The sequence below is a fragment of the Notoacmeibacter ruber genome (genome assembly GCF_003668555.1).
Classification (GTDB): Bacteria; Pseudomonadota; Alphaproteobacteria; order Rhizobiales; family Rhizobiaceae; genus Notoacmeibacter; species Notoacmeibacter ruber.
The window spans coordinates 1749785-1768626 of record NZ_RCWN01000001.1 but is presented as its reverse complement, the minus strand read 5'-3'; the positions used below and the strand labels follow the sequence as shown (position 1 = coordinate 1768626).

Annotated in this window: 21 protein-coding genes; 10 read left to right on the top strand and 11 right to left on the bottom strand. The window is 57.3% G+C overall.

The window, feature by feature from the left end; genetic code table 11:
* Positions 1-43: 43 nt before the first annotated feature.
* Both D8780_RS08395 and D8780_RS08390 read right to left on the bottom strand, forming a co-directional pair.
* Positions 44-1108, bottom strand: a complete 1065-nt coding sequence (locus tag D8780_RS08395; protein WP_121645187.1) for an MBL fold metallo-hydrolase — start codon at positions 1106-1108, stop codon at positions 44-46.
* A complete protein-coding gene (locus D8780_RS08390) occupies positions 1105-1839 on the bottom strand; it encodes a DUF599 domain-containing protein (protein ID WP_121645186.1) in 735 nt (244 codons plus the stop codon). Before D8780_RS08390 ends, D8780_RS08395 begins: the two co-directional genes overlap by 4 nt.
* Positions 1840-2143: 304 nt before the next feature.
* Here D8780_RS08390 and D8780_RS08385 point away from each other — a divergent pair, with 304 nt between their 5' ends.
* The 5 genes from D8780_RS08385 (at position 2144) to D8780_RS08365 (ending at position 6284) form a co-directional block, all read left to right on the top strand.
* On the top strand, positions 2144-3658 hold the full coding sequence (locus D8780_RS08385; RefSeq protein WP_121645185.1) for a sensor histidine kinase: 1515 nt from the start codon (positions 2144-2146) through the stop codon (positions 3656-3658).
* A 153-nt stretch (positions 3659-3811) separates the two neighbouring features.
* A complete protein-coding gene (locus D8780_RS08380; protein WP_121645184.1) occupies positions 3812-4999 on the top strand; it encodes a PRC-barrel domain-containing protein in 1188 nt (395 codons plus the stop codon).
* A gap of 135 nt (positions 5000-5134) precedes the next feature.
* Entirely contained in the window at positions 5135-5449 is a 315-nt protein-coding gene (locus D8780_RS08375) for an ElaB/YgaM/YqjD family protein (RefSeq protein ID WP_121645183.1), read from the top strand.
* Between the two features lie 7 nt (positions 5450-5456).
* Positions 5457-5897: a hypothetical protein gene (locus D8780_RS08370; protein WP_121645182.1), complete on the top strand. Its 441-nt coding sequence runs from the start codon at positions 5457-5459 to the stop codon at positions 5895-5897.
* 15 nt (positions 5898-5912) lie between these two features.
* Positions 5913-6284, top strand: a complete 372-nt coding sequence (locus tag D8780_RS08365; protein ID WP_121645181.1) for a hypothetical protein — start codon at positions 5913-5915, stop codon at positions 6282-6284.
* Positions 6285-6416: 132 nt separating this feature from the next.
* Here the strand turns inward: D8780_RS08365 and D8780_RS08360 are convergent, their stop codons facing one another.
* From D8780_RS08360 to D8780_RS15750, 3 genes are all read right to left on the bottom strand, one after another.
* Complete coding sequence (locus tag D8780_RS08360; RefSeq protein WP_121645180.1) at positions 6417-7397, bottom strand: diacylglycerol/lipid kinase family protein; 981 nt, start codon at positions 7395-7397, stop codon at positions 6417-6419.
* 76 nt (positions 7398-7473) lie between these two features.
* Entirely contained in the window at positions 7474-8070 is a 597-nt protein-coding gene (locus tag D8780_RS08355; protein WP_199699571.1) for an RNA polymerase sigma factor, read from the bottom strand.
* Positions 8060-8224 (bottom strand): NepR family anti-sigma factor, encoded by a 165-nt coding sequence (locus D8780_RS15750; RefSeq protein WP_425373626.1) that lies wholly within the window; start codon positions 8222-8224, stop codon positions 8060-8062. Before D8780_RS15750 ends, D8780_RS08355 begins: the two co-directional genes overlap by 11 nt.
* A 171-nt stretch (positions 8225-8395) precedes the next feature.
* On the opposite strand from D8780_RS15750, the gene D8780_RS08350 reads away from it, so the two are divergent.
* Both D8780_RS08350 and D8780_RS08345 read left to right on the top strand, forming a co-directional pair.
* On the top strand, positions 8396-9193 hold the full coding sequence (locus D8780_RS08350; RefSeq protein ID WP_121645179.1) for a response regulator: 798 nt from the start codon (positions 8396-8398) through the stop codon (positions 9191-9193).
* 662 nt (positions 9194-9855) lie between these two features.
* A complete protein-coding gene (locus D8780_RS08345; RefSeq protein ID WP_121645178.1) occupies positions 9856-10188 on the top strand; it encodes a hypothetical protein in 333 nt (110 codons plus the stop codon).
* A 159-nt stretch (positions 10189-10347) separates the two neighbouring features.
* Here the strand turns inward: D8780_RS08345 and irrA are convergent, their stop codons facing one another.
* Together irrA and D8780_RS08335 are read right to left on the bottom strand one after the other, a co-directional pair.
* Positions 10348-10800, bottom strand: a complete 453-nt coding sequence (gene irrA / locus D8780_RS08340) for an iron response transcriptional regulator IrrA (RefSeq protein ID WP_121645177.1) — start codon at positions 10798-10800, stop codon at positions 10348-10350.
* 153 nt (positions 10801-10953) lie between these two features.
* Positions 10954-11889, bottom strand: coding sequence for an alpha/beta fold hydrolase (locus tag D8780_RS08335; RefSeq protein ID WP_121645176.1), 936 nt, complete (start codon positions 11887-11889; stop codon positions 10954-10956).
* Between the two features lie 161 nt (positions 11890-12050).
* Between D8780_RS08335 and ettA the strand changes: the two genes are divergently transcribed.
* Positions 12051-13700: an energy-dependent translational throttle protein EttA gene (gene ettA, locus D8780_RS08330; RefSeq protein WP_121645175.1), complete on the top strand. Its 1650-nt coding sequence runs from the start codon at positions 12051-12053 to the stop codon at positions 13698-13700.
* A gap of 45 nt (positions 13701-13745) precedes the next feature.
* Here ettA and D8780_RS08325 read toward each other — a convergent pair whose 3' ends face one another.
* Complete coding sequence (locus tag D8780_RS08325; protein ID WP_121645174.1) at positions 13746-15083, bottom strand: hypothetical protein; 1338 nt, start codon at positions 15081-15083, stop codon at positions 13746-13748.
* A 169-nt stretch (positions 15084-15252) separates the two neighbouring features.
* Between D8780_RS08325 and D8780_RS08320 the strand changes: the two genes are divergently transcribed.
* A complete protein-coding gene (locus D8780_RS08320; protein WP_121645173.1) occupies positions 15253-15927 on the top strand; it encodes an SDR family oxidoreductase in 675 nt (224 codons plus the stop codon).
* A 33-nt stretch (positions 15928-15960) separates the two neighbouring features.
* On the opposite strand, the gene D8780_RS08315 is transcribed toward D8780_RS08320, so the two are convergent.
* From D8780_RS08315 to tsaA, 3 genes are all read right to left on the bottom strand, one after another.
* Positions 15961-16497 carry a DUF421 domain-containing protein gene (locus D8780_RS08315; RefSeq protein ID WP_121645172.1) on the bottom strand — a complete coding sequence of 179 codons (537 nt, stop codon included), beginning with the start codon at positions 16495-16497 and terminating at the stop codon, positions 15961-15963.
* A 171-nt stretch (positions 16498-16668) separates the two neighbouring features.
* Complete coding sequence (locus D8780_RS08310; RefSeq protein ID WP_121645171.1) at positions 16669-17049, bottom strand: DUF2293 domain-containing protein; 381 nt, start codon at positions 17047-17049, stop codon at positions 16669-16671.
* Positions 17050-17556 (bottom strand): tRNA (N6-threonylcarbamoyladenosine(37)-N6)-methyltransferase TrmO, encoded by a 507-nt coding sequence (gene tsaA / locus D8780_RS08305; RefSeq protein ID WP_245412302.1) that lies wholly within the window; start codon positions 17554-17556, stop codon positions 17050-17052.
* A gap of 121 nt (positions 17557-17677) precedes the next feature.
* Between tsaA and D8780_RS08300 the strand changes: the two genes are divergently transcribed.
* A complete protein-coding gene (locus D8780_RS08300; protein ID WP_158598468.1) occupies positions 17678-18601 on the top strand; it encodes an ArsR/SmtB family transcription factor in 924 nt (307 codons plus the stop codon).
* Positions 18602-18842: the final 241 nt, after the last annotated feature.

Genomic DNA, 18842 nt, shown 5'->3' with positions numbered 1-18842 from the left:
GATTTTGTAACTATATCGACGCTTGCACGAAGGTGCCAGCGGCTTAACTTGTCTCCCAGATATCACCCGGACGGGGCGACAGGAACTGATTCTTATCAAATGATTTTGCTTTAAGGGCCTCCACCAACAGATTAGGTGGCTCGTCGACGGGTTCGGCCGTCAGCTTGAACGTTCCCCAATGATAGGCAAGCGCCTGTTCAGCTTCAAGAATTTCGAAGGCCGCGACGGCCTCTGTGGGATCCTGATGCGAATAGCTCATGAACCAGCGCGGCGCATAAGCGCCGATCGGCAGGAGCGCCAAACGGAACGGCCCGGCTTCTTGTCGGGCGGCACGGAAATGATGACCGTCGCCGAAGCCCGTATCGCCCGCGAAGTAAATGTTCCCGGCCGGGCCATGCAGCGAAAAGGCCGCCCACAACGCCATGCGTCTGTCCTTGACCCCGCGTGCCGACCAATGGTGCGATTGGTGAAGCTGGATCGTAAATCCATTCTCGATAACGGTCTTGCCGCCCCAATCGAAGGCTTCGACGGCGATATCCGGGAGGATGGAACGCAGAATAGTGTCATTGCCGAGCGGAACGATGAAACGGGGATTGTCCCGCTGGGCCAAACGGCCGATCGTAGCCTCATCCAGGTGATCGTAATGATTGTGGGACAGCAGGACGATGTCGATCTTCGGCAGGTCATCGAAGGCGATGCCGGGCGCGTTGACGCGTTTCGGCCCAGTAAATGAAAAAGGCGATGCACGCTCCGACCAGACAGGATCGGTGAGGATGTTCAGGCCTGCAGTCTGAATGAGAAAAGTCGCGTGGCCGACGAAGCTCACACGGAGTCCTTCTCCCTCGACCCGTGCCGGTGGTATGTCCTTCGGCCCTGCTGGGTAATTGTCCGGCCATTCCGCGCTATCCTCCGACCAGCGCATTCGAATGAAGTCGCCGAGGTCCGTGGTCATCGGGCTGCCGGGATTGAAGAACCGCTCTCCGTCGAAATGGTCGGTGACGGGCCCCTGATAGTAAGGATTGCTGCGAGGCGCGAGGCCCCAACCGAGAAGACCGGCCAGCGTGGCACCGGCACCTGCGAAAAGAAGTTTGCGGCGGGGAAGCGTCATGCGGGCGTTCCTTCTTCGTCACGCTCTTCATCCGCCAGTCTTGGAAAGAGAACGGCGATGCGAGCCGGGGAACTGAACTGCCGACGTATCAGGACAACGGTGATGAAGACCGTCGCGCATATGAAGGTCAAGCCGCTCACGAACCAGCCGATATAGCCAAGCGCGAAAAAGATGGCGCGAAGGCCGGCGTTGAAATTGCGGCCTGCTTCAATGTTCATACCGGCTGCCTTGCGCGCCTGCAGTCGACGCTCGCGAACTGGTGCGTCGGCCACGTTCGGCACCCCGCCGATCAGGATGGAAGCGTAGTTGAACAGACGGTAGGACCAAGCGAATTTGAAAAAGCCGTAGGCGAGAATGGCGATCATACCGAGCAGTTTGAACTGAAAGAGATGCGGCTCGCTGGAGGTGATCTCAGGCAGTTCTTCGGCCAAGGCGGTAAATCCCCGCTCCTGATCCAGCAATGTGAACGCACCGCCAATCGCAATCAACGCCGATGATGCAAAGAAGGCCGTGCCTTGCTGCAGCCCGGCCATGATGCCGGTATCGATCATTCTGAGATCACGCTGGGCCATGGCTTCCATCCAGTGAGCTCTTTCCACGCTCATACGCATCGAAAGCGTACGGGACGCATAGCGTGAGCGCTCCACGAGCCAGCCAAAAGCCAGCCACAGCACGAAAAACAGGAGAAGCGCCGCAATATCGATGAGGGAAAGGATCGAGAGGATATTCATGAAGGCTGAGACCAATATTCGCTTTCGGCTGATGGCGGCATGATTCCGCTGGAGGAGCCCGGCGGTGAGGCGCGCAGGCGTCGATATCGGGAACCAACGCGATTATCTCACATTGTCTGCAGTGGAGTAACTTGAAAATAAAAACCGCCGGGACAAGCGCCGAGCGTTCGGCGGAGGCTGTGCCAGGTGGACTGCATTGAAGACGATCGCAGCGCGGCAGGAATGCTATCCCCGCTGACGCGCGCTTTCTCGTGTTCACTGCAGGTCTGGGTTCCACCCAGTGACCAGGGAGTAAGCGTCGGTCATGCAGGCCTTATCAAGCGATGTTCTGGAGCGATTGAACGACCCCATTCGATTGGACGTCGTCAACCGGAAAATGTTTGCCGTTCGCGATGACGATCCTGATCTGGCTGCGCTCTGCGACGCCGCCAGCCTCGCCGCCAATGCAGACTACGCATTCTTTTCGTTTCTCTACGCCGACCATCAGCGAATGGTCGGGTGTCATCGTTTCGAGAACCGCGAGATTCCGCTCGAACAGTCGATCTTTCTGCATGGCCTTCACGGTCTGCACGGCGAGACGATTGAGCCCTTTATCATCGAGGACCTGCTCGCCGACGATCGTTTCTGCGAGAATGACCTCGTTAGGCACGAGCCGGAGTTGCGGTTCTATGCTGGGTTTCCGGTCCTTCTCGAAGGGGAGTTGATCGGCTCCCTTTGTGTGGCAGGCCGTGAGCCGCGCTCGGATTTCGATCCATCCTTTCAAAAAATGATGAGCCATCTGTCGCAAGTTGCGAGCGCGCTGATCATGAGCCGGGAGTCGGAAAGGCGTGCAGAGCAGACGGCGCTCAATCTGGCGCGCAGTCAGCGGCGGCACGATCTTGCGCTGCGTGCTGCCCGCATCGCGACCTGGACGTGGAACAGAATGACTGACACGTTCGAAGGAGACGAGTTGTTTCGTCGGATGCTTGGCCTTGAAGCTACGGCCCGCCCGACGATCGATGACGTCGCTGCAGCGATCCTCCCTTCCCATCGCAGCCGTCTGATGGCGGTCGTCTCGAAGGGCTTGGAAAGCGAACTGGAATTTTCCGTCGAGGCACCGCTCATCGAGGGTGGTCGTACGCTCAACGTGTTTGGGCGTGTGCTGGAACTGCCTCAGGAGACCACATCGGATCAGACCGTCTTTGGTGTCATGATCGATGTTACGGACCGACGGCTCGCTGAAGAAAAGCGCAGGCAGTTGCTCAAGGAACTGAACCACCGGGTGCGCAACACTCTTGCGATGCTTCAGAGCCTGTCTGGCCAGACCATGCGACGTTCGGCCAATGCAGAAGAATTCAACGCCGCGTTCTCAGGTCGACTTCAAGCCTTGTCGAACGCCCATCATCTGCTGACCGAACAGGATTGGGAGGCGGTGGATGTGCAAGAGCTTCTAAGCCAGCAGATCGATCCCTTGCTTGGCGAAAAACGCTCTCGGGTCACGATCTCCGGCACGTCCGCCATGATAGGCGCCGAAGAATCGGTGGGCCTTGCATTGATCGTCCATGAACTGACGACGAATGCGTTGCGCCATGGCGCTCTCTCGGGTCGGCGCGGGACGGTCGATGTTCTCACCGAAATCTCCTCCGAGGAGGAGGGCCGCAAATCGATATGCATCGACTGGCAGGAAGAGGGCGGATCGACTTCCTGCCTCGAGGAGGATGGCTTCGGCCTGCTTCTTATCCGCCGCAGCCTCGACAAGGTGATCGGGGCGACGGTGGATATCGAGCCAAATGCATCGGGGGTCCGTGCGTGCATCAAGATGCCGCTGCATATAAAATGATATCACCGCTGATTATTATGAAGAAACGTGGTGTTGGTTTGGAACCAAGAATTGGGTCTCACGTTATTCGGGCAACGGTCGCTAAAATTAATTGATCATGACGAAGGAGGCCGAAATTGGCCTCTACGACCGCCTGAAAATTAGGAGGTATTTATGCTACGCAAGATGTTTGCAACGACTGCTATCGCCGCGCTTATGACCGCTCCGGTGATGGCTCAGGATGCTGCCGAACAGCCGGAGGCTGATCAGCAGCAGATGGAGGCTTCCTCCACAACGCAGACCGAAGGCGCATCGGCGCAGATGAGCTCGGATATCAATGAAGATGATGTTCTTGCATCGAACTTCATTGGCAAGACCGTGTACACCTCTGCAAATGACGATGCCGAAGCAATCGGCGACGTTGAGGATGTCATCCTCGATCAGTCGGGCAAGGTTGACGGTGTGGTTGTTTCCGTCGGTGGCTTCCTTGGAATTGGCGACAAGACGGTCGCACTGCCGTTTGATCGTATCAGCATGGAAATGCGCGACAATGAAGAATGGCTCGTTGCTGATACGACCAGCGAAGAGCTCAACCAGATGCAGGAATTCGATGCTTCGATGCTCGAGCCCGATGAGCAGATGGATGGCACCGAGGCTGGCGATTCCGCTGAGGGAATGAACGATCAGGAAGCAGCCGACGCTGCTGACACCGATGCTGGCCAGGAAATGGAAGAAGGCGCTGAAGACGCGGCCGCTTCCGCCGAACAGACTGGCGATGAAGCCGCTCAGGAGACGGAAGAAGCCGGCGACGAAGTTGCCCAGGAAACCGAAGAGGCTGGCGACGAGGTTGCTCAGGAAACCGACCAGGCAATGGACGGTGAAGAGACTGCTGAAACCGATCAGACGGAAGGCGATACAGCCGAGCCGATGGTCGAGAACGACCAGGCCGCAGCTCCGACCGTTCCGGCCGATGGTGAGACAATGACCACCGACCAGCAGGCAGCGGCTGAGCAGCCGAGCCTTCGCGAAGGCATGCAGCCGGCCGATATGGAGAGCATCTCGGCTGAAAACCTGATCGGCACAACCGTCTACGGTTCGAACGAAGAGAGCCTTGGTGAGATCGGTGACGTCATTCTTGGCGAAGACAAGTCGATCGAAGCCTATGTGATCGATGTTGGCGGTTTCCTTGGTATTGGCGAAAAGCCTGTCGCGATTTCGCCGGACGCCGTCGAGCTCATGAAGCAGCCGGAATCGGATGATTTCGCAATCTTCACCAAGTTCACGGAAGAGCAGCTCGACCAGCAGGCCGAGTACTCGGAAGAGGAATATGAGAACAATCCTGACAGCGTTGTTCTGAAGTAATCCGTCCCACGGATGAACCTTTAGGGAAGCCGGCCATTTTGGCCGGCTTTTCGCTATGTTACGGTCAAAAAGACGGGAACCCGGAGGCTGATCGCCCCGTTCACCGAATGGAACAAAACGAAGGAGACTATTTCCATGACAAACACAACGGCGGGCACCACCGGATCGGCGGCGAAGAAGCCTGCGACCGGCACGACCACCGCGGATGTCGAGAACGAGATCGCACAGCTGCGCGCGGATGTGGCGTCTCTCACCGATACGATCAAATCGCTCGGCACCTCGACTGTTCGGGATATTCAGAGCCGCGCCTATGACAAACGGGACGAGCTTTCCGACCAGCTCCGTGTCAAGGAAGAGGAAATCAAGGAGCGCGTCCGTGAGAATCCGATGCAGGCGCTCGGCATTGCGGCTGGCGTCGGATTTCTTGTTGGCGTGATCTGGCGGAGCTGACGCGCTTATGAGTTCACTTGTCACACTCCTCACCAGTCTTTCGACGGAGGAGCTGGGTATTCGTCTCAATCGGGCCAGGCGCCTGGCTGTCGCCTATGCGATAGCGGGCGTTCTGGGGCTGCTGGCCGTGGCCTGTCTCCTTACGGCGGCTATCGTCTATATCGGCCAGATCTACGGCCCGGTGGCTGCTGCTCTTGGCGTCGCCGGCGCTCTGGTGCTTTTGGCGATCATCGTGGTTGTCGTGGCATCTTTGATGAATGCGGCTGCACGGCGTCGTCAGAAGGCTCAACGGGCTGCAAGACAGTCTGCGCTTGTCGGCGCGGCGGTGCCGTTGGTTCCGCTGATCATCAAGTCCCGTATTCTTCTGGGGCTGACGGCGGCTGCAGGAAGTTCCTATCTCGCCGCACGTTATTTTGAGATCGGGCCGTTCCGCAGGGAACGGATGTAGTTTGAAGGATTATTCATGAACGAAAAAATTCAAAGTACTGAGGCCAAGCAGGGGCGTCGCGGTTTGCCGATCCTGATGATCATGATCGTCAGCATCGCCCTTGCTCTCATCGTCTGGTTCTTCGTCGCAATTTACGGCCAGGCAATCGCTCCCGAAGAAGACGGCACGGCGACCATTTCCGAGCAGAGCAATGGAGACCTGACGGTTCAGGAGGTCGAGCAGAAGCCGGCATCTCCAGCCATCGAAGATCCTGCTGAAGCCCCCGATGCATCGACCTCGCAGGCGACGCCGGATCAGGCTCCTGGCGGTACGACCGGCCAGGAAGAACCGGCCGAGGATTTCGGCACTGATAGCGGCGCGGAGAGTGAGACAGCCCCCGCCAACTGACGTCGATTGCGACCGGTCAGACTGTAAGAAGGGCGTGGCTCTATGCCACGCCCTTTATTTGCGAAGCTCTCGACGGTTGCACCTGAATTGTTGAGGCGGCCGAGGGCGCTCTCATCCGCTGCGGCGGCCCGTTCAGTCCGAAGCGTTTCTCTCATCTGTGGTTTCGCGCTGTGACGGGGCTTTACCGCCGCCGGCTTCATCGCTTTGCGAGTTCTCGTCGGAGGGACAGAAAATCGCGCGCAGGCCGCCCGGATGGATGGTGATGATCGTCGGGTTCTTTGGCTCCATCAATTCGCCGTCCAAAGACGCGCTCACATGGTGCATCTTGCCAAAAAACCGGAGTTTGACCGTGTCTCCGGCCTCTTCCTTGAAATCCTGATTGCGCTTCCAGGTGCCAAGTAACAGGTCCTTGGTCAAACGCATTGAGGCGAAAGTGCTCAGAGGCCGGCTCCAGTAGACGCCAAGCTGGCCTGTCGTGAGCTTGTCGGCGTAAGGCATATGGCCTTCGCCATAAGGATTGTTGGTTACGGTGATGACGGCAAAGCGTCCGCTTTTCAGCTTGCGGCCATCGGTGCTCAATTCGCCCCGAAACCATGTGGGGTGAAAAAACACGCCGAGCGCGGCTCGTGTCGAAGCCGCCATCTTGCCGATTTTCGAGTGATATTCGATCTCACTGCGCTTTTCGACAATACGCGGCTGCAGGCCGACAGAAAACTGATGGACGAATGCCTTTCCATCCATGTCGGCGATATCGCTCGGGCCGATATTCATCTGGGCGAGTGCTTCCGCAGCTTCGTTGAGGTCGAGCGGCAGACCGAGCGAGCGTGCGAAAAGATTCATCGTGCCCGCAGGCAGGACGCCCAGAACCCGCTCTTTTTTCCAAGCAATTGCAGCCGCTGCCGATACGGTTCCGTCACCTCCGCCAACAACCATGATTTCGGCATCATCTGCGGCTTGCTCCAGGGCCTCGACGATCTCTTCCCCGGCGACCCGTCTGATCTCGATCTCGTGGCCGCGCTCCTCGAACGATCGACGAAGATGGTCCGAGAACGCATCCAGATCGGTCGTCTGAAGCGTTCCGCCGTCAGTATTGAGAACCGCAATTGCCTTCATGGTCAGTCATCCAGCCTCAACAAAAACGGGACGGCGCGAACGCCGCCCCGCACAGAAAAGCGCAGCCCGTTTATGTTCACGAAATGAAGGCGCGCGAAGTGACGGCCGCGCTGCCGGCATCGGGGCCGTAGTCACCCTCGCCAGCCACCCCCAACATTTCCTGAAGGCGAGTTCGTGCACGGCTTACCCGGCTCTTTATCGTGCCGACCGCGCAGCCGCATATTTCGGCCGCCTCTTCATAGGCGAAGCCGGATGCACCGATGAGGATGATCGCTTCGCGCTGATCGGCGGGCAGTTGATCCAGAGCCTTGCGAAAATCCTTCAGATCAAGCGAACCATATTGCTCCGGATGCGTGGAAAGGCCTTCGGTATAGGTGCCTTCGCTATCCTGAATCTCTCGGCCACGCTTTCGCATCTGGCTGTAAAATTCGTTGCGCAGGATCGTGAACAGCCAGGCCTTGATATTTGTGCCGGCTTCGAAGCTCTCCTGCTTCGCCCAGGCTTTCATGATCGTTTCCTGGACAAGATCGTCCGCCTTGTCATGTCGGCCAATAAGCGAAATGGCAAAGGCGCGGAGGCTGGGCAGGGTGGCCAGCAGATCGCGCTTGAAGACAGCGCTTTCGGCCAGGTCTCCAGTTGATGAGCCCTTTTCCTTCTTCGGATCAGTTGTCATCTGACGTGCTCCGCGACGCCTGCTCCGCTTGGTCGAGTTTTTCCAGAAGATCCAAGAACTTATCCGGGATATCCTCTTCCTGCACAGTGTCGTAGAGCAAGCGCAGCTTTCTCGAGATTTCGCTATTCTGCTCCGACGGAGCGGGGTCTTTCATTTGCAAAAACATCCCTATCCCTTGTTACGGGCCGTACGCTGCCATACTTGCAGTCCCGCGGCCCCTCCGGCATTGGCACTAAATGATGCGGGGGATCGAAAGTTCCAGTCCGGTGGGAACAATTAGGACGGTTGCCGCGTTATCGCCGGCTCTTAGGGGAGTTTTAGAATAATGTCATTGTCCACACGCATCGCGGCCCATTTACCGCTGTTGCGCCGCTACGCCCGCGCTTTGACTGGATCGCAGGCATCCGGGGACGCCTATGTGGCAACCGTCCTGGAAGCGCTTATCGCTGATGTGTCGATGTTTCCGCAGGCCAGTGGAGATCGTGTCGCCGTCTACAAGCTTTTTGCGAAACTCTTCAGTCAGATCAATGTGGAAATCGAGCCTCGACCTTCTTCGCCCTTTGCGTGGGAGCAGAAGGCTGCGGCCAATCTGGCCAACGTTCCGCCGATCCCGCGCCAGGCCTTTCTGTTGACATCGGTCGAGAATTTTTCTGTTCGTGAAGCTGCTGAGATCCTCGACAAGGATGTTGAGGAATTGAACACGCTTCTTGCGAGCGCGTCCGAAGAGATCAGCCGGCAGGTCGCGACCTCGATCATGATTATCGAGGATGAGCCGCTGATCGCCATGGATATCGAGCAGCTTGTCACCGATCTCGGCCATACCGTGACAGGCATTGCCCGGACGCATGGCGAGGCGGTCAAGCTCTTTGAGGAGACCAGTCCAAAAATGGTCCTGGCGGATATCCAGCTTGCCGATGGATCGTCGGGTATCGATGCGGTGAATGAGATTCTGACGACGGCCGATGTGCCCGTCATCTTCATCACGGCTTTCCCGGAGCGCTTGCTGACGGGCGAACGACCGGAGCCGGCTTTCCTTGTGACCAAGCCCTTCAATCCGGCAATGGTGAAGGCGCTGATCAGTCAGGCTCTCTTCTTCAATGAGCGCGTGAACGACGCAGCCTGATCGTCGGCTTTTTTCTTTTCCGTTCCGACAAGTTCATCAACCCGGTGTGGTTCCACACCGGGTTTTCTTTTGTCTCGACATGAAGGCCATAAAAAAACCGGCTCCGCCGGGGGAGGCGGAGCCGGTTTGTCTCTCCTCGTGAGGGGAACGAAGGAGAATGCCGAGAGAGCCATTGGGGTGCGGGGATGTGGGGGCTGGCTGTCCCGGTGTGCTAGCAAAACGGGGTCAGGGAGAAATGGTTGCATGGAGAGCGATTTTTTTTGCCTTCCCATCCAATAAAATTATAAGTATTTGAAATATATAGATTATATTATTCCTTTCGTGCGCGCGGCCTTTCTGCCGACGCGCACTGCTTAAAAGGGGGCAAGCGGTCGTAATGATCTTTCTCGTGATGGATCGACGAGTGGAATTGAGAGAAAGTGATCTCGGCCGATAAGGCAGGCCCGTTTCATCACTTTTCCGTGAGGACAGCGATCGGCATCGACTTTCATTTGACTGTGGTGCGAGGGCTACAACCGTTTCGCAATAAGGCGCTCTGCCCCACAATTCCCTAGTCGCGGACCTCACGGCCACCGTCATCTAACGCGTTAAGTAAAAAGAAACACTTTCTCGATGGGAACCGATCTGCCTACGCTCCGTTGATGGCGCAAGGAGATACGGTGATGGAACAACTCGCAGCGATCATGCTTCTGGTTTCTTGCTCGGACGATATGTCCATGTGCACTGAAGTTGAAGCGCCTCAGGCAGCCTACGAGACGCAGGAAATCTGTGAAACACAGGTGGGCGACGCGATTAGGCAGAATGCATCTTCTGCTCCTCTTGTTCTGGGCAAGTGCGTCAGCGTGAATATTAACGAGCTGCAAGAAGACGCCTGGATCACCTGGGATATCAATCCTGCGGGCGAATTGGTCGCTGCCGTTGAGTTCGATAGCGATATCGAGATGGCTTCGTCTTCGCGTTACGCTCAGGCAGATAGTTCCCTCATCGCCAACTGATCTTTATCCGGTGTCCTCCAGCACCGGACATCATAAAGCGCCGCCACGTCCCTGGCGGCGCTTTTTGTTTGCGAATAGCTGTCTAAAAACGCACGAACTTTCCAGCCCTCGCCAATGTTAGCGCGAGCTGTCTTCCAGAATGGCATGCCTGAAAGTGGTTCAGTCCTTGCGGCGAAGACGGATTACCACATCCACATGGGCAATCTCATAACCCTCGGGCGGGGTCGGCAAGCGTCCCATTTCCAGAGACCCTTCGGGAATATCGAACAATTGCGCGCCGCCATCGACCAGGAAGTGGTGATGGTCAGAAACGTCCGTGTCGAAATAGGTCTTATTGGTTTCGATCGAGAGGACGCGAAGCAGGCCTGCCTCGGTAAACTGATGCAGCGTATTGTAGACAGTTGCCAGCGAGACGGAGACGCCTTCGCCATGCGCCTCGGCGTGAATCTCTTCGGCCGTTACATGCCGGTTCCCACGCGTAAACAACAAGGTTGCCAGATGCATGCGCTGGCGCGTCGGGCGCAGGCCATGGTCGCGCATCCTGTCACGCAGGCGCGAGGCCCAGCAAGGTGATCCTGCGGTCTGTAAGTGCGACTGTGTGCTGACTGTCATTCTTTGCAAAACGTGCGCTGGTGTTACGTTGCTCTCTTTATCTCGACATTTCGAGCCAGAAAATCAAGCCCTCCCCATGAGCCGGAGCAGGGACGCGGTGTCTCCGTCGACGCTCGGGCTCTTATCAGTCAGAAGATCGGCGCGTCCCGGCGCTCAATTCAGAACTCGGGTCATCCACGCGATAATGTCTGCCATGGCTTTATCGCGCCCGGTCTCGTTGAGGGTTTCGTGGCGGTCTTCTTCATCGATCCGCAACGTCACGTTCGACATGCCGGTCTTCGTCATCCTTTTTTGAAGTTCGCGTGTCGCCGCCGCTTTTCGCGTCGCTGGGTCCTGGCCGCCACCGATCAGCAGAACCGGGAGATCATTCGGCAGGTTTTTCAGGCGTTCGTCGTTGGCTCCCCCTTCGACGAACCGAAAGACGTCCCGCCAGAGGGAAACCGTCGGCGCCCAGCCACAGTTAGGATCGGCAATGAAAGCGTCGACCTCGTTATGATCGCGCGAAAGCCAGTCCGCCTCGGTGCGATTCTCGCCAATCTGCTTGTTCCAGGCGTCGAAGGTCAGCGCCTTCAGCACGGTGCTCTCGGCATCAGACCCCTTGCGAAAGCGCTCCCATGCGAGAACCGTTTTGGCCAAACTTATGAGCGCGCCGCCACGTAGGTCGGAATTGGCGACGACAAGGCCAGCCAGCTTTTCCGGCTGATTCATGGCGTGATTGATGGCGATCATACCGCCCATGGAATGGCCGAAAACGACGAGGGGGCTGTCCGGAAAACGTCTCTGTGCCTCGGCCCGTACCGCTGCGACATCATCCAGCACCTTTCGCGCGCCATCCTCCCTCGCAAAGGTGTGGGCTGGCGTATCCGGGATCTCGGTCTGGCCGTGTCCACGGTGATCTGGCGCGAAGGCGGCGATACCGGCGTTGCCGAGTGCCTTCATGAAGGGGCGGTAGCGCCCGGCATGCTCCGCCAGTCCGTGGCAGATCAGCACCACCGCTCGCGGCGGCTCATCCGGCGTGGCGACATAGAGCTTCAACCGCGCGCCAGTCGGTGACTGGAATATCTCTTCCTGTATCGATGACTGAACCATGGGTCTCTCCGGGATCGGATCTGCAGATCAGCCGAAAGTCCGTAGCGGGTCAAACCCTTCCGACTGCACAGAGGGTCTGCGCGCCGTTGCGGGACTGGCGCCGATCTTCTATGTGAGGCGCAATCTCATTCATGCATTCGCAAACAGGAAACGTCCGCCCCATGGCACGACAGTTCATCTATCACATGAGTGGCCTGAACAAGGCCTATGGCGCCAAGAAGGTGCTGGAGAACATTCATCTCTCTTTCTATCCCGATGCAAAGATTGGTATTCTGGGTCCGAACGGTGCCGGTAAGTCGACCGTGCTGCGCATCATGGCGGGTCTCGATACGGAATATACCGGCGAAGCCTGGGTCGCCGAAGGCGCGACGGTCGGCTATCTGCCGCAGGAGCCGCAGCTCGACGAGATGCTCGACGTCAAGGGCAACGTCATGGCCGGCGTTGCCGAAAAGCAGGCCATCCTCGACCGCTACAACGAGCTGATGATGAACTACTCCGACGAGACGGCGGAGGAGGGCGCAAAACTCCAGGACATGATCGACAACCAGAACCTCTGGGATCTCGATAGCCAGGTCGAAATGGCGATGGAAGCGCTGCGGTGTCCGCCTGGTGACTGGCAGATCGACAAGCTGTCCGGCGGTGAAAAGCGCCGCGTGGCGCTATGTCAGCTTCTGCTGCGCCAGCCCGATCTTCTGCTGCTCGACGAGCCGACCAACCATCTGGATGCCGAGACGATTGCCTGGCTCGAAAAGCACCTGCGCGAATATCCGGGTGCTGTTCTGATGATCACCCACGATCGCTACTTCCTGGACAATGTCACGGGCTGGATCCTCGAGCTCGATCGCGGCCGCGGCATTCCTTACGAGGGCAACTACACCGCCTATCTGGAAGCCAAGGCCAAGCGCATGGCGCAAGAGGCGCGCGAGGAAAAGGGTCGCCAAAGGGCGATCAGCAGCGAAAGCGAGTGGATTTCGTCGTCGCCCAAGGCACGCCAAGCGAAAAGCAAAGCCCGTATCCGAGCTTATGACGAACTGGTCAAAAGTGCAGCCGACCGCCGTCCCGGCGATGCTCAGATTGTCATTCCGGTCGGCGAACGCCTCGGCCAGAATGTCATCGACGCCAATGGTCTGAAGAAATCCTATGGCGACAAGCTTCTGATCGACGATCTGGAATTCAGCCTGCCGCCCGGCGGCATTGTCGGCGTGATCGGTCCGAACGGCGCCGGCAAGACCACGCTCTTCCGCATGATCACCGGTCAGGAAGAGCCGGATGACGGCGCGATCAAGGTCGGCGAGACGGTCGATCTGTCCTATGTCGACCAGAGCCGCGATGCGCTCGACCCGAACAAGACCGTCTGGGAAGAAATTTCCGCCGGCAACGACATCATCAAGCTCGGCAAGCACGAGGTGAACAGCCGCGCCTATTGCTCGTCCTTCAACTTCAAGGGCGGTGATCAGCAGCAGAAGGTCGGCACGCTGTCCGGCGGCCAGCGCAACCGTGTGCATATGGCGAAGCTCCTGAAGGAGGGCGGCAACGTCCTTCTCCTCGACGAGCCGACCAACGATCTCGACACCGAAACGCTGGCCGCGCTGGAAGACGCACTGGAAAGCTTCGCCGGCTGCGCTGTCATCATCAGCCATGACCGCATGTTCCTCGACCGCCTCGCGACGCACATCCTCGCTTTCGAGGGCGACAGCCATGTCGAATGGTTCGAGGGCAATTTCGAGGACTACGAAAAGGACAAGATCCGCCGCCTCGGCCCCGAGGCCGCCAATCCCAAGCGCGTGACGTATAAGCGACTGACGCGGTAGTGCTGTTATACATGAAGAGGGAGTTCATCCCTCTTCATGTTTCAGTCAAATCAGATTGCGTATGGCACTCTCGGAGAAATCGTACGCGCTAAGTTTCTTGCCAACCTGTTGGGGATCCCAATTTCCCAACTCAATCGCGAGTCTGTAACTTTTCAGCGCGTCGACTAGCTTTTCTGAAATAAAATCATCTGGATCGACCGCCCATTTCAGAAGACCATCGGGGCCAAACGCCATAAGCGAACGCATCCCGTAGAGGAAAGGAATGAGGAATCCATCAGGGCAAGTGTATTTAACTTCGTCTTGGCGGAACGGTGTTCTCGGAGGGTTTTTCAGATATTTTTTATCATTCGACGTCGTTTTTTCTTCTACATACATTCTCACCGCATTGATTTTGCCGAATGCTCCTCCCGATTTGTTGTATGCGTCAGGAAATTTCGCATAGAGCGAATCATATATATCCGGGAGGTCCGCCGCTATACGAAGCGCTGCCTCTACTCGGCCGTCAGTTAATTCAAAGTCATATCCACCCTCAACATTCGAAGAAACGTCCGGATGCTTTAGGAGTCTATTATACGCGTCAACGCATACAGCTTTGTTGCGATAGATCTGATTTGGAAGTACATGGATTCCATTAGGGAGCTCTAGAAGCCCTAAAGGTATCCAGCTTAAAGCCAAGAGTTCTCGAACCTTAATGCGCCCTCCGTCGTTCGATTTCCATTCGACGTTCTGAGAGATATGTGCCGGCAAAAATGATTTTAGATCGTCATATAGCCCTTGCTTATTACCTTTGGTTTCCTCTGTCAGCTGTGCGTTATTGTTTCTAGCAGAACCAATTTCGAGCAGCGAAGATTTGAATTCTGACACAACATAAGGATCGCTCATTTTGGCTGGGACCTGAATTTCTACAGGCATTTCAAATTCCAGAAGTTCCTCAATATCAGAAATTTCCTCGCGCTTTTCTGCCCAAATGGTCGAAAAACTATCCCAATCTTTGGCACGCCGAAGTGTCTTTTCATCTATGTCAGCTTGTGTCAGCACATGGCGTCCAGTGGCCAAGGCGTTATGACCACCATCGAGGAGGCCTTCTACTTCGGTATCTTCGAAGGTTAGTCTATAGCGCTGTCGCTCTAATTCTTTGTAGTTGCTAGCGGCAATTAGAATCCCTTTTGTCATCGCAGGAAACAATTCGGGCTTCTCGGCAAGCGAAGTTTCGATGTCGGAGGTAACTGCCCCCTTCTTTGCCGACCTTGGATTCGCAGAGAGGTCCGCTGCATCGATGAGCTGACAGAACGACTTTGGCCCTATCAGGCCAATAATCTTGCGAACCGGACCGCATTCCTGTTCGCTGCATTGCTCAATTTTAAGGATAATATTTTTGGACATAACAGCCCTCCATAGTAAGAGGACTGGTTCGGATTGTTCCGAGCCATCGCGGCAGCGTAATTTCCGAAACCAGTCGCTGGTTTCAACCTGAGACTATCCAGTCTCAGCACTATTATTATTCAGAAGCGCCCTAAATGCAATCGAGAACAAATCTATCGACAGGACTTTCATGACCACAATTCTCATTACCGGCGTGTCGCGCGGCATTGGCCGGGCCATGGCGAAAGAAGCGCTGTCGCGCGGCCATCAAGTCATCGGCACGGCGCGCAGCGACGATGATTTCGGTGATCTAAAAGGGGAGGGCGGTTTCACGCCGATGGTCCTCGATGTCACCAGCCGCGACGCGCTGGCGAAAGCGGCGAGCGATCTCGACCAGCCTGTCGATATTCTCATCAACAATGCCGGCGTGAAGGGGCCGAATGGCTCAATCCTCTCGGTCGACGATATGGACGGCTTCCTCAAGACATTGCAGGTCAATGCGCTGGGACCTCTCATGGTCACGCAGGCTTTCGTGCCCGCCCTGAAGAAAAGCGATGAGGGCAAGGTGCTGATCGTCTCGTCACAGATGGGCGATCTGAACGACAGCCCCGGCAACATCGCCTACCGCACGTCGAAGACGGCCGTGAACAAGATCGGCCGGGCGCTCGCAACGGAACTTCGCGATGACGGAATCGCCGTCGCCAATCTGCATCCGGGCTGGGTGCGGACCGATATGGGCGGCTCTTCGGCCTCGATCTCGCCAGAGGAAAGCGCCAAGGGCATTCTCGATCTCGCGGAAGGCCTGACCGTCGAAAAGACAGGGCGCTACTGGAACTGGGACGGCAGCGAGCGCGATAGCTGGTAGGCAGCGTCAACAGTGAGTGCAATGCGGCCCGGCTCAGGCCGGGCTGTTCCGTTCGTTCTCACGCTGCCGTTGTTCTCGTTTACTCTCCTTCTCCTTATCGACGATGGAGAAGGAACCGTCAGCTTCCAGAATGATCGAGGCGATGCCTGCGAAATTCGGGCGGCCATGAGTGCGGATCACTGTTTCCATTTCCGCCTTGGTGACGCGGGCACGCCGCATGGCGCCTCGAAGCATTTCGCCATTGCGGAAAAGCAGGGTGGGTTCGGAGCGGATCAGCTTTGCAAAGCCGCTGAATCGCACCGACAGCCAGGCCACAACCCATTGCAGGATGATGAGGACGAGAAAGGCGGTGATGCCTTCTGCCAGGGCGACGTCTTCCGAGAGCAGTATCGTTGCCAGCACCGATCCCATCGCAACAGTCACGACGAGGTCGAACGCATTGAGCTTGGCTAAAGTGCGGTTGCCCGAGATGCGAAGCGTCAGAACGAGGGCAGCGTAAGCGACGATGCCGACGATCGCCGTCCGGACGACCCCCGCCCAGTCCTGATAGAAGATCGCGCTGAAATCCATGAAGTTTCTCCTGCTGTCAAAGCGTGCCCAGCCGCTCTTACCCAACTGGCAACCGTGATGGGGCGTGCAACACGATTGATGTTAAGCCTTGCCTGCCGGGCTCTTCATCAAAGGATTCAACTCGTGAGGAGTTTGATTCAGCAAGAGAACGCAAGGTATTGAATGCGAATCCTATTTTTCGGTTCGCTTCGTGGCCTTCCGGCGTTTCGGCTGCGCTTCCTCGTCGTTTGCATCGCCGCCATCTTCAAAAGCCGCAGAGGGATCGAGCAGGCGGGTGGCGCGCCACCGCGTCAGCACGGTGTTGATGTCGTCCACCACGAAATGCAAGGCGCTGTCGCGGTCATAGCCCTCGTCGCGCAATTGATCGTAGTCTGTATATTGATGGCGGATATGGGCGAGGGCGGCGAGCCAGGCGGCGGCTCCTGTCCGTAGCTCGCGCATATGAGGCCGCGAGGCATCATCGTAGATCGTCTCGAAATCGGCCAACGGAGCCGAGGGGAGAAGAAGACGAAGATCAGCTCTGAGAGCCTTTTGCCGCTCCGTCCGCGCCATTCAGTCTTTGGCTCCGCCGGATGCCTCGGCGAAGGCATCGATTGAGGGATAATAGGGTTTGAGATCCAGGACAGGCGTTCCGTCCAGCAGATCGATGGCGTCCATCTCGATCGTTCCCCTCTGGTGATCCAGCGAGACGATCCTGACCGTATGCAGGCCGATCGGATTGGGCCGCACCGGTGAACGAAGGGCAAACGTACCTTTTGCAGTCTCGAGATGTCTCGGCTTCTGGCTGATGAGGTCGCGGGGCGCGTGATGGAGCCAGCTCAAGACATGGCAATAATCGCCGGCTCGGAGCCCGGCGAGGGCAGGGCGGTAAGGCTCTTCGATGATAATGCTGGCGGTACGGTCCCGCTCACGGGCCTGACGAAGGTTTTTCGGACAATCCTCGCGGCGGAGCCAAGGCGATGAGACCTTTCCGATGAAGACCAGTCCTGCATCCGGCTTGCGCTCAGCCGGGTCAAACGGCAGTCGCGCTTCGCCCTGACGCTGTTCGAATTCGGCCATGCCGGTTCCTCCGGTTGCGAAAGCCATCTCAGCCACATAAACCTATCCTTATGCGATGGAGGCAGTTTTGGTCGTCGGATCTCAACTCAGTTTTGAACATTTGCTGGATAGCGCCAAAGCCATGGCGGAATCCAGTCGGCTCCGCATTCTGCTCTTGCTGCGTCAGGGGGAAGCCACCGTTTCGGACCTCACTGCCATTCTCGATCAATCGCAGCCGCGTGTTTCGCGCCATTTGAAGGTGCTTATGGAGGCTGGGCTTGTCGGACGGTATCAGGAGGGTGCGTGGGCTTATTTTCATCTGACCGATGATAGTGGTGCACGGGGCCTCTGCGACAGCGTCCTCGACACACTTGATGAAACGGATGCGCAGTTTGTTGCCGATCGTGAACGTCTTGCTGCTATTCGGGATAGCCGCGCCGCGAGAGCCGGTGCCTATTTTGCCGCCAATGCGGAAGAGTGGGATCGGATTCGATCACTCCACGCGCCGGACGCATCTGTTGAGCAGGCTCTCAAAGAGCTGATCGGGGACCGGCCTGTCGATACCATGCTCGATATCGGGACGGGAACGGGGCGTATGATCACCCTTTTTTCTCCCCTGTTCCGACGAGCGGTCGGCATCGATACGTCGCGGGAAATGCTCACGATTGCCCGCTCGCGGCTTGAGGAGGCAGGGCCCGTTCCGGCGCAGTTGCGCCAGGCCAGCGTTTTTGACCTGCCGGTCGGTCCGGAAAGCGTCGATTTGATCACAATCCACCAGGTTCTTCATTATCTCGATCAACCCGGCCGCGCCGTACAACAGGCGGCTGAGGCCCTGCGGCCGGCGGGCCGCATGGCGATCATCGACTTTCAATCACACGATCTTGAATTTCTACGCTCCGAATTCGCGCATTTGCGGCTTGGTTTTTCGGACGCGCAGATGTCGGAATGGCTGGATCTAGCCGGTCTTAAAGTCGTCAACCGACATACGATCGCGCCCTCCCAGGCGGGGCAGGAGCTGACCGTTAATATCTGGCTGGCGATGAAAGAAGCGGCGGGCGGTCGCTAGGGCTGGCGCCTTCTTTCAGTCATTTCTGCAACCGGTCAGGTTCAGGGAAGAAGCCCTATGACGGCAACGCCGACGAACAAAAAGACAGCTCCGATTGCTACCCGGTTTACCAAGCTCAACGAGGTCATGGCGGACTCCCTTCAGGAGAATTGGCAGGAGTGAGATTACGCATCAAAAGCGAGGCGGCCTAGTCGGAAAATGTGCTGCGCTGCGACGTGCAGCCACGCAGGAGTGGTGCTGC

Coding starts and splice junctions, on each gene's coding strand:
- D8780_RS08395 (WP_121645187.1), bottom strand. CDS start 1,108: ATGACGCTTCCCCGCCGCAAACTTCTTTTCGCAGGTGCCGGTGCCACG.
- D8780_RS08390 (WP_121645186.1), bottom strand. CDS start 1,839: ATGAATATCCTCTCGATCCTTTCCCTCATCGATATTGCGGCGCTTCTC.
- D8780_RS08385 (WP_121645185.1), top strand. CDS start 2,144: ATGCAGGCCTTATCAAGCGATGTTCTGGAGCGATTGAACGACCCCATT.
- D8780_RS08380 (WP_121645184.1), top strand. CDS start 3,812: ATGCTACGCAAGATGTTTGCAACGACTGCTATCGCCGCGCTTATGACC.
- D8780_RS08375 (WP_121645183.1), top strand. CDS start 5,135: ATGACAAACACAACGGCGGGCACCACCGGATCGGCGGCGAAGAAGCCT.
- D8780_RS08370 (WP_121645182.1), top strand. CDS start 5,457: ATGAGTTCACTTGTCACACTCCTCACCAGTCTTTCGACGGAGGAGCTG.
- D8780_RS08365 (WP_121645181.1), top strand. CDS start 5,913: ATGAACGAAAAAATTCAAAGTACTGAGGCCAAGCAGGGGCGTCGCGGT.
- D8780_RS08360 (WP_121645180.1), bottom strand. CDS start 7,397: ATGAAGGCAATTGCGGTTCTCAATACTGACGGCGGAACGCTTCAGACG.
- D8780_RS08355 (WP_199699571.1), bottom strand. CDS start 8,070: ATGACAACTGATCCGAAGAAGGAAAAGGGCTCATCAACTGGAGACCTG.
- D8780_RS15750 (WP_425373626.1), bottom strand. CDS start 8,224: ATGAAAGACCCCGCTCCGTCGGAGCAGAATAGCGAAATCTCGAGAAAG.
- D8780_RS08350 (WP_121645179.1), top strand. CDS start 8,396: ATGTCATTGTCCACACGCATCGCGGCCCATTTACCGCTGTTGCGCCGC.
- D8780_RS08345 (WP_121645178.1), top strand. CDS start 9,856: ATGGAACAACTCGCAGCGATCATGCTTCTGGTTTCTTGCTCGGACGAT.
- irrA (WP_121645177.1), bottom strand. CDS start 10,800: ATGACAGTCAGCACACAGTCGCACTTACAGACCGCAGGATCACCTTGC.
- D8780_RS08335 (WP_121645176.1), bottom strand. CDS start 11,889: ATGGTTCAGTCATCGATACAGGAAGAGATATTCCAGTCACCGACTGGC.
- ettA (WP_121645175.1), top strand. CDS start 12,051: ATGGCACGACAGTTCATCTATCACATGAGTGGCCTGAACAAGGCCTAT.
- D8780_RS08325 (WP_121645174.1), bottom strand. CDS start 15,083: ATGTCCAAAAATATTATCCTTAAAATTGAGCAATGCAGCGAACAGGAA.
- D8780_RS08320 (WP_121645173.1), top strand. CDS start 15,253: ATGACCACAATTCTCATTACCGGCGTGTCGCGCGGCATTGGCCGGGCC.
- D8780_RS08315 (WP_121645172.1), bottom strand. CDS start 16,497: ATGGATTTCAGCGCGATCTTCTATCAGGACTGGGCGGGGGTCGTCCGG.
- D8780_RS08310 (WP_121645171.1), bottom strand. CDS start 17,049: ATGGCGCGGACGGAGCGGCAAAAGGCTCTCAGAGCTGATCTTCGTCTT.
- tsaA (WP_245412302.1), bottom strand. CDS start 17,556: ATGGCCGAATTCGAACAGCGTCAGGGCGAAGCGCGACTGCCGTTTGAC.
- D8780_RS08300 (WP_158598468.1), top strand. CDS start 17,678: ATGGCGGAATCCAGTCGGCTCCGCATTCTGCTCTTGCTGCGTCAGGGG.